Genomic DNA, 5,041 nt, shown 5'->3' on the forward strand with positions numbered 1-5,041 from the left:
GGCTACTTTACCTTGCTTTGGCCTGTATCCTTTGGAGAAAACTGGTATAGCAAGGTGTATGCCGGACATTCTCTTAACTGGAGTATGTCATTATAACATTCTTTATGCAATACTCTCTTTTTTTGAATAGTGTTTGATTTTTGACACCGTTTGCGTATGCTATGCAAGCACACCACCTATTTTATTTTCCGGAAGTCTGCCATGTCCTCATTGCGTACCCGTTTTGTCACAGCGAAGGCGACCCTGGGCTTCACTCTTTCCTCCCTGCGGAGAATATGGAGCTTGCTTCCTGTGGTGGTTTTTCTGTCCTTGTCCGCCTGTTCCGATTCGCCGTTGGATCCCGCTCACCCCGTCACCTTGACCCTGTGGCATGTTTATGGGGCGCAAACCTATTCTCCCATGAACGAGCTGGTGGATAGATTCAACCGGACGGTAGGGAAAGAGCGTGGCATTGTTATTGAAGTGACCGCGGTATCCAATACCAGCGCCATACACGAAGCCCTGGTGGCCGCCACGCGCTTGCAGCCCGGAGCAGGCGATTTGCCGGATCTCTTTACCTGTTATCCGAAAACGCTGATCGCCATGGGCAGCGAGAGAGTTCTTGACTGGGGAAAATGGTTTACCGAGGAGGAACTCAAGGCCTTTGCCCCCCAGTTTCTGGAAGAAGGTTATGTGGATGGCGCGTTACGCCTTTTTCCTCTGCTCAAATCAACCAATCTTCTTTATGTCAACGCCACCATATTCGACCAGTTCAGCAAGGAAACCGGCATTACCTGCGCCGATTTGAGCACCTGGGAAGGCATGTTCCGCGCATCGGAGCGCTATTACCAGTGGTCCGGGGGCAAGGCGTTTTTCATGTATGATGAATGGCTGCACTACGCCATGCTCAATGTGGAATCCCTGGGGGAACCGTTTTTCAGCGGTGAACGCATCCGCGGGGACAGCCCTGCCTTCCTGAAGGTCTGGGAGCCCCTGGCGCGGGCCGGGCTCAAGGGCGAATTGTGCCCCATGCCGGGCTACGCCACAACCGCCATGATGATGGGCGAGGCTGTGTGCGGCTTCGAATCCTCGGCGTCCATCCTGTATTTCGCCGATACGGTTACGCTGCCGGACAACACCGTCATGCCCTTGCGCCTTGCCATCCTGCCTGTGCCCCTGTTTGAGGGGGCAAAACCTGTGGTTCTTCAGCGCGGTTCAGGCCTGGGCGCGCTCAAATCTACGCCGGAGAGGGAATACGCCGCGGCGGTATTCTGCAAATGGCTGACTTCTTCCGAAGTCAATCTGCCCTTTGCCATCCAGGGGGGATACATGCCAGTCAGAAAGGATTCTTTTGCACGGATTATGGAGGGAAAAAATCTCCCATACCCTGATGACAGATACCGCGAGCAGTACCAGGTTCTCCAGAAAGTTTATGCGGATTCCACCTTCTATGTTCCCCCTGTTTTCAAAACCTATGACCCCATGGAACGTGGTTTTTCCGCCGTTGTGCGCGACATGTTCAAAAAGCCCCGCGTGGTTGACGGAAACCCCGTTTCGCAGGAAGCCATCGACCAGACGCGTGAGGAACTGCTCCGGCGTGTCGCAGCCTTGCAGGATAAGTAAAAGTGTTTTTGCACGGCGCGCCTCTCTTCTTATCCCGGAGCAGAAACCGCAGACTCCCTTTACGAGGACGTCTTTTTTTGTATTTTGCCTCATTGAGCGTGATTCTTTTTACCTCAATGGTGTTGTTGCTGTTCTGGTTTGGGTTTATTTTCTCCCCGCAAAGTTCGCTTGGCAGAATTTTTGATGACTATCTTATCAATTATGAGCGCAAGCTTTCCGAGCATATAAGCCATACCGCCGCGCAGGGTATTCATCTTGCTTCAGCGCTGACGGACATGATTGAACGTACTTTGAATGCGAAAAATTGTTCTTTCAGCGCTGTTTCCGACAATGCCGCCCTGATCAGGGAACTGGAAAACGAATCTGTTTATTTTTTGAAAGACGCTCTGCTGCGCTCACGATGCAGCGGCAGTTTTATCGTTTTTGAAGCTACAATGAATAGCGCTCTGCGGCAATCCAGGGAATCACGCTGCGGCGTTTATCTGAAAGCCAGCAATATCACCGCGTCCAACCCCGTATCGCCGCAAATTTTCTATATGCGCGGTCTGTCCGAACTGGCGCTGGAACATCAGTTTGAATTTCATAATAAATGGGATATGGAATATGAGATGGCGGAGCTTCCGGACTATGCCGCGTTTTTGAAGGCTGCAAGCGAATCGACGGAATCCGGACAATTCTTTCTGACAAAATCGTTTTTTATTCGCGGCACTTCCGACAAGGTTGTGCTGCTTTGCGTGCCGCTTCGCGGTAGCGACGGTACGGTGTATGGGCTGTGCGGTCTGGAAATAAGCGACATACTGTATCGTCTGATCTACAGGATGCCGCAGCACGATTTGCCGGACATGCTGATAGGGTTCGCGCAGCAAAACGGGCAGGGGGCCAATGCAACCCTGCACATGGGCACAGGGCTTATGAACGGCCCCGGTGCCAATCTGTTTGCCAACCCCGTCGCCATCACCGCTACGGACGGAACGTATTATAACCGCTATCAAAACGGGACGCTGGAGTTTGCCGGTAGTGAACGAGCGCTGCATATTGCGCCGTTCTCTCTGCCGGGCCAGAATGTCAAATGGGTTGTGACAGCCTTGCTGCCCCGGGAAAAAGCTCAATATTTCTGCCTGAAACAATATATTTTTCTTGCTCTTTTTCTCGCCCTGTTTCTGGGTATTGCCCTGGGGGCTTCTCTCTTTCTGACGCGGCGTTATGCGGCTCCCGTGCTTCTGGGTATAAAAAATGCCCGCGTAAACGGCGTTGCCGCCACCAATGTTCGGGAACTGGATGAACTTCTTGAATTTCTGGAAGCAAAAGAGCAATCGCTCCTGCGCCAGCAGGCGGAAAACGTCCGGTCTGTTGTCAATACACAGGAAAACAATGAGTTACAGGCGGATATTACCGCCTACCGCACCTTCATAGAGCAAATTTCCACCTTGTCCAAGGCGGAACGCCTGGTTTTCGCGCTCTATATCAAGGGACAGAAATCCAGTGAAATTGCCGCCAATCTTCATCTGTCCATCAATACCATACGCACGCACAACAGAAATATTTATGCCAAACTCAATGTTTCTTCCTATAAGGAATTGATGGTCTATATACGCATGATGACCGCTGAAGACAGGGAAACCTTTGCTTGACGCGGGCATTCCTGGCTGGCCTTTCCGCCCCGGTCTCCGCTATGGGCGGCACGCTGATTTTGCCCTCATCCCGTCGATGAAATTTCCGGAATTTGAAGAAAATTTCCCCGCCTCATCCTGAAGATGATGCGTTCTCCTTTCTTTTAAGACAAAAATTGGGGCATGGTGTTCGTTATCCTCCCTGAAATCGATATGCCGGAGTGATCATGAAACATTTCTCCATGCTCATCCTCGTTGCCCAGCTTCTTGCCTTTTCCCTCCCCGCTCACGCCGAAGGGCTGCAGGCGCTGGTTATCGACAGGGATGTGAAAGGCGCCAATGTACGCAATGGCCCTTCCGGACGAGTTATCAACGTCATTCCCTTCGCTCCTCCCGATGCCACTGACGAGCTGCTGGAGCGGCGCGTGGTGACCATTGTCGGCCAGGAAGGCAAGTGGTTTCTGGTGGAGTATGACGGCGATAAAAAAGGCTGGATGCACGGCAGCGTACTGGGCTTTTGCGCCGCCTCCACGGAAGACGGCAAGGCGAAGCTGAAAGCCGCTCCGCATTCCCTGCTGAAAGCCGGCCGCGTTGTGGCGTCTGTGCCCGATGAAGCAAGGCTTGTCCTCACGGGGGTCGATTTGGCAACGGAACCCGGCTGGGCCAGGGTGGAATATGTGGATCCCCAAGGCAGGCGAATCTCCGGCTGGTTGTCGCGGCAGAATCTGTTCGTCAATCCCTACAATGCATGTTGGAGATAACAGGGCCGGTCAGATGTCTGGCAGAAAATTCGCGGATGCTCGGCGCCTCATCAAGAACATGAATGCCTGGGAAGGGTACGCGAACCGATCGGCAGGTACGGACAGCGCGGCCATGATGCCGATTATGGTTGCGCCACAGTTGAATTGTAGGGGGGCCCTGCCTGAAACAGGCATATGAGGCGATGGGATGTCTATATATCATGATTGCAGAGCAGTTATCGCCGTTCTGGGCAGTTTTGTTTGCTGTCTGCTCATGTGGGGCGCGGCCTTGGCCGTCCCTGTCGTCTGTAACGTTCCGGATCTGCATGCTCACATCCAGGGAAAGGATGCCCGCTCCCCGACGCGACGTTATTTTTTTGCGGATACCTATCTGTATCTTTTTAAGCGAGATCGTCCTGTTGCCGGAGTACGCGTTTACGGTGATCAATGCCGTATCGCCACAAAACGCATCGGCCAGGTGGACTGGTACAGCGTGGAATCGCGGCGGAACGAATCCGGCATGGAGAGGAGCGCCATGTCGCTGGTTTCTCCGGATGGACTTGTCTTGAACATCTTTGACGACAGTCGGGTGCGCGTTATCACAATCGACAACGAAAAAGATGGCCTTTTTTTGCAATGGACATCGGCATACAAGGAAGAATCGGGCCAGGGCAAGGAATATTCGCATGATGCCCTAGTCGGGAAAAACTCCATACGTCTCCGGGATGTGGAAGGGCTGGAAACAACGTTTGACTGGAGTGAACTGCGTGCTGTGACAGCGAAGTATGCAGGTGGAGACATCGTAGACAACACTACCTGTCGGCTGTTTTTTGAGACGCAGAACGGAAGACGGCTGATTATACTTACGTTGGGCAGAGGCTGGCTTGACTGGCTGGAAAACAACAGGAACAACATGCTGACCATAACCTATGGTACATGTCATTATGACAGGGACATGGATTCCGGAAGCGGGCTTTTCCTCTACAATGCCATCCCGCAAGACAGGGGGCAGTAAGAGGATGTCCGGCATGTTTTTTGATTTTAAAAGGTGTGGTAATCTCGTCCCATGAAACAAACAGATTTTCGTGA

4 protein-coding genes are annotated in these 5,041 nt (G+C 52.6%); all 4 read left to right on the plus strand.

Going from position 1 to position 5,041, the window contains the following annotated elements; all coding sequences use genetic code 11:
• The first annotated feature begins 201 nt into the window (after positions 1–201).
• The 4 genes from HF854_RS12045 (at position 202) to HF854_RS12060 (ending at position 4,967) form a co-directional block, all read left to right on the plus strand.
• Positions 202–1,602: an ABC transporter substrate-binding protein gene (locus tag HF854_RS12045; protein ID WP_168936501.1), complete on the plus strand. Its 1,401-nt coding sequence runs from the start codon at positions 202–204 to the stop codon at positions 1,600–1,602.
• Between the two features lie 77 nt (positions 1,603–1,679).
• A complete protein-coding gene (locus HF854_RS12050; protein WP_168936502.1) occupies positions 1,680–3,233 on the plus strand; it encodes a helix-turn-helix domain-containing protein in 1,554 nt (517 codons plus the stop codon).
• Between the two features lie 206 nt (positions 3,234–3,439).
• Positions 3,440–3,973 (plus strand): SH3 domain-containing protein, encoded by a 534-nt coding sequence (locus tag HF854_RS12055; protein WP_168936503.1) that lies wholly within the window; start codon positions 3,440–3,442, stop codon positions 3,971–3,973.
• 187 nt (positions 3,974–4,160) lie between these two features.
• The gene (locus HF854_RS12060) at positions 4,161–4,967 is read left to right on the plus strand and encodes a hypothetical protein (RefSeq protein ID WP_168936504.1); all 807 of its coding nucleotides are present in this window, start codon (positions 4,161–4,163) and stop codon (positions 4,965–4,967) included.
• The last annotated feature ends 74 nt before the right edge of the window (positions 4,968–5,041 follow it).

The sequence above is a fragment of the Desulfovibrio piger genome, assembly GCF_012843875.1.
Classification (GTDB): Bacteria; Desulfobacterota; Desulfovibrionia; order Desulfovibrionales; family Desulfovibrionaceae; genus Desulfovibrio.